Annotated in this window: 4 protein-coding genes and 1 pseudogene; 2 read left to right on the forward strand and 3 right to left on the reverse strand. The window is 35.8% G+C overall.

Going from position 1 to position 4,349, the window contains the following annotated elements; all coding sequences use genetic code 11:
• Positions 1-518 (forward strand): annotated as a pseudogene (locus P9B04_RS15140) (hypothetical protein); the annotation flags it as partial.
• An 11-nt stretch (positions 519-529) separates the two neighbouring features.
• Positions 530-718, forward strand: coding sequence for a hypothetical protein (locus P9B04_RS15145; protein WP_342055821.1), 189 nt, complete (start codon positions 530-532; stop codon positions 716-718).
• 106 nt (positions 719-824) lie between these two features.
• Here the strand turns inward: P9B04_RS15145 and P9B04_RS15150 are convergent, their stop codons facing one another.
• The 3 genes from P9B04_RS15150 to P9B04_RS15160 form a co-directional block, all read right to left on the reverse strand.
• A complete protein-coding gene (locus P9B04_RS15150) occupies positions 825-1,082 on the reverse strand; it encodes a DUF7219 family protein (RefSeq protein WP_342055822.1) in 258 nt (85 codons plus the stop codon).
• A gap of 692 nt (positions 1,083-1,774) precedes the next feature.
• Positions 1,775-2,713 carry a pentapeptide repeat-containing protein gene (locus P9B04_RS15155; protein WP_342055823.1) on the reverse strand — a complete coding sequence of 313 codons (939 nt, stop codon included), beginning with the start codon at positions 2,711-2,713 and terminating at the stop codon, positions 1,775-1,777.
• A gap of 194 nt (positions 2,714-2,907) precedes the next feature.
• A complete protein-coding gene (locus tag P9B04_RS15160) occupies positions 2,908-4,128 on the reverse strand; it encodes an RNA-guided endonuclease InsQ/TnpB family protein (protein WP_342055824.1) in 1,221 nt (406 codons plus the stop codon).
• Positions 4,129-4,349 lie beyond the last annotated feature (221 nt).

Genomic DNA, 4,349 nt, shown 5'->3' on the forward strand with positions numbered 1-4,349 from the left:
TAGAGTCAATGGTGGAAAACAACCCCATAGCGGCGTGGTTAAACGAGAATATCATTTATGACCCAAACAGTTACACCCATATAGGTAAAGCCATTAAATCAACAGAAAATGAAGAGGTGTATATCGGAGCATCCAAATGGTTATACCCCAACTATTGTGCATTCTGTGAAGGCATCAAAGTTAATCCCATCAGCCTCAACCGTTTCTCAACCCTGTTACTAGATTTGTGTAACCACCAACTGAACTTGAGCGATGTTCTCAAAGACCGGAACCGAAATGGGGTGTTTATTCAAGGGTTGAAAATCCGTGACCACTTGAATGATGATGAGCCATTCATAGTTTCAGTTACCAGTCGCCAGTCATCAGTTACCAGTGATAAATACTTGAAGGTTACTAGTGATTGTTCATTGGTGACTGAAAATGTGACGGCTGATAAGCCCTATGTAATTCTTGAAACCCATACAGGAGAAGAGCGTGATGACTGTGTAGGCTCTTTTAAGGATTTTACCAAAATCTAAAACAAGCTTCAGTGACCTCTAAAGAAACGCCCAAATATGAAGTGGGGCAGTTTTTACAGGGGTTAGTCCCGCATCCTATGGGAATGGTGAAGGTTCAAGGGAAAGTGGTTGAGGAGAATGGCGATCGCTGGGTAAAGGATGAGAATGGTTTTACCTATCCTTTAGCTGTGATGGAGGGGATTAAAAGAATTCAGAATTAAGAAGTCAGAACGTAGAATGAGACCTTTTTAGCTTACTAGCTTCCAATTCTACATTCTAAGTTCTAAATTCTACATTTTTCTTGTCATCTGCCTTCTGCCTTCCGGTTTAATTCTGTTGATGATTAATAAGGCCCCTTTCAATGGACTCGATTTCCTTCCACAACGACTCTAATTGATCGTAAGCTTTAGCGGAAGGTAATTTTCCTGCAGTGTGTAAATTAGCAATAAATCCTATTTTTTGAGCAAATTCTTGTATTTTAAGGTTTAAAAATTGATTTTTATGGTCATTTTCGTTTACCAATCCATGATATGGAGAAATTGGATAAAGAAAGTCCTGTTTTATCTGGGCTAGTTTATTGTCCATAGGTTTTGTCCTTATTGAGAATCTGTACTAATAAATTTATTATCTGGTATCTACTCTTAACTTAATGTTAACCTGAAACTAATTTCAAATTTATTTATGTTGACAATAAAATAGCTACCCAAATTGGAAATTTTGTCACGTAGAAAAAGGTGCGCCATTAACGCACCCTTGTGCAAAATTAATTATGCAAGAGACTCAAGAGTCTCTTGTTGTGATTGTAAGTGTTTTATTGCCTTACAGATATCACTAATATCTCTGAATATTTTCTTCTATCGCCACAATCAACAATATCAGCAACACTCTTCAACGATAAATTTTAATTAAATTACTTATCTTATTGCAGCATTTTTTCTTCGGTTAGGAATATTTAAGGAATCAATTTGAAATTCCGTAATGTCAGAATTTTTATTTTTGTTTTTTCATCTAATTGCAATGAAAACACACAAAAAAAAATTGTTAAGATTATCATCGAAAGCATATTTTTAATCATCGAAAAATATCAAATTTAAATTCCTTAATATTTCACGACTTAAATTATCTCAAAAGTTTACGAAACGGCCTGTGATATTAATCATATATGAAGTATATTTGAATCATGCCTCAACTAATTTAGTCAAGTGATCCCAAGGGGATCTCGCCAAAGGCGAGCGCATTTGACATCCTCACCGCTTCCTGTTTCTTATTGGAATAGTCTAGGGGCTATGAAAAGATGCTCCACGTTGAATCAACGTATTTTTTTGCTCATCACTAATTCCTTTATTGTCAGCGAATTTTGCATTAGTAACATCAACATCATTAAAATTAACATTAGTTAGGTTAGCTTTATCTAGATGACTTCTTTGAAGGATAGCATTATTAAATTTACAATTACTCAAATTCGTGGAACTCATGTTAGCCCAACTTAGGTTAGTGTAACTGAGATTACAGTCACTTAAATTTGCTTTACTAAGATTACAGCCACTTAAATCTGCATGACTTAAATCAGTCCCTATGAGAACAGATTTTGTCAACTCAGCACCCATTAAATTAGCTTCAATTAGATCAGCCCCAACCAGAGAAACCTCAGTAAGATAACTTTCAATTAAGTTAGATTGATTGAGGTTAACACCACTTAAATTCGCCCCTGTAAGATTAGCCCCTTGTAAATTAATGTTACTAAGATTAGACCAACTTAAATTAATTCCTTGTAAATTAGCACCACTTAGATCAACACCACTTAAATATTCTTTGATTAATTTATTTTTATCAATTCCTTGAACCCTTGTTTCTTGAATTATTTGGCATTTTTTGATAACTTCTACATCTTCTACAAAGCAAAGATTCTCGATAATAATCTGAGAAAAATATTCAGACTTTATCTTTTTGATTGACTTTTCTAAAGTACCAGCTCTAAATAGTTTTTCTAGTTTTCTTAATCCTTGCTCAGAGCCATTAAGGATAAGGTTAAAACTAGATTGATCAATATAGTCTACTTGAATAAGATTATCTTCACTGACTTTTCTAAAGAAAGATACAATTAGCTCAAAATTATGAAAATTAATTTCATATCTTAAGCTTTTAAGAGAAACTTGTAATGGTTTGTTGACGTTTATCGGAGAGGGATGATGATCAACCGACTTATCTCCAGACATATTACTCTTGTTTCTTGAATAACCATGATTATGCATTTCATTGCCTAACTAGATTAAAAGCAAAAGCTTTAATTCAATCTTCCACTTTACATAGTAACAGCACCTTGATAGTATTAATGAACTAACAGGAACAATCGATAATTTTCCACCTGTAAATTTTCCGTTGCTGGACACAAGCAGATGTACTCCATAAACTACTCTCGCACGCCGTAAACTTTGTGCGGAGTTTTTAGTGGCCCTAGACTATCAAATAAGTTAAGCTGAATATATTGCACTTCAGCGTTTAGCTTACACGATAAGCCTGAACCTCCAGGGCGGTTTATAATCGCCCCCAATGCCTGAATATTTTTACTCCCGTTATAATCAGCATCGCATTTGTTACCACAGTTATTACAGGTAAATTTCTTGCCGTTTCTATCACCAATTACATGACATTTATGGCAGCTTTGTGATGTATATGCAGGGTTTACTAATATTAGTTTTACTCCTGCTAAAACACACTTATAAGTCAAGAATTGTCTTAACTGGTAGAACGCCCAATTATTACTTAGTCGCTTATCTTTTCTGCTTCTAGGCTTTTTATTAGTGCGCTCTCTAATACCTGTTAGGTCTTCTATAGCAATAGCTTGTTTGTTAGTTACGGCATTATTAACTAACTGACGGGATATCTCATGATTAATATGCTTCTGAAAGCGTTTTTCGTTCCCCGACAACCGTTTCAGAAGTTCCCGACATCTACGCCGTGAACTTCTAGTGCCTTTCGAGGCTTTCTTCTGAATAGTCGCTCTCAGTTTTGCATAATGATTGCGTTTATCCGTAATCTGTTTTCCCGACCATGACTGCCTTTCTGATGTTGTACAAATATCGGTACGACCTAAATCACAACCTAAGACTCTATCTGTTTCTGTTTCAGGTTGCGTCGGTTCATCCAGTGTTATATGGATGTAATAATCCCCATTTTTGCGCCTAACTAAAGTCGCTGCTTTTGGGTCTTTCCCTTTTAATAAACCGACTTGATAGTTCCCAATTAATAGTTTGATTCTTTGGCGACTATTTAATAGCTTTACGCTAACTGTCCAATCTTTTTCTCTGAAACTAAATATTCTAGCATCGTAACTAATAGAAGTAGGGCTAAATTCTTTAACCTTTCTACCTTTTTGTTTGGCAGTTTTTCTATTAGCACAAACTCTCCTAATAGCCTGAATTGCTAAGTTAGCTGATAGCCCGAAGTTAACCCTAGCATCGTGATAAACTAACGACTGCATCGCCGTTTTGTTAGTCATTTTGTTAGGAGTGTTTTGGTTCACCCAATCACAGGCAGATGCAAACACCAGCAATGTCTCGTCAATTTCTTTGGCGATTGTATTGCTGACTTCAAGCTTGCAAGCTACTGTTATAGGTTGGGTTTTAGCCATTGGTTTTCTCAAAAGATGATACTATTGTAGCATAGGTTTCTAGAAGGTGGATGCCTTTTGCGTTTATTTATTGGTCGGCATTCCTCCCACGCACTCAGTCGTACGGGGATTCCTGCCGACATTTAGTTGAAAATAGCCAAAAAAGCAGGTTTACTAAAGCAATATCGAGAAAGGATTAGAGAACAATGGATACTGACCGAGGGGATAACATATAAGGAATT

This window comes from Crocosphaera sp. Alani8, assembly GCF_038442745.1.
Classification (GTDB): domain Bacteria; phylum Cyanobacteriota; class Cyanobacteriia; order Cyanobacteriales; family Microcystaceae; genus Crocosphaera.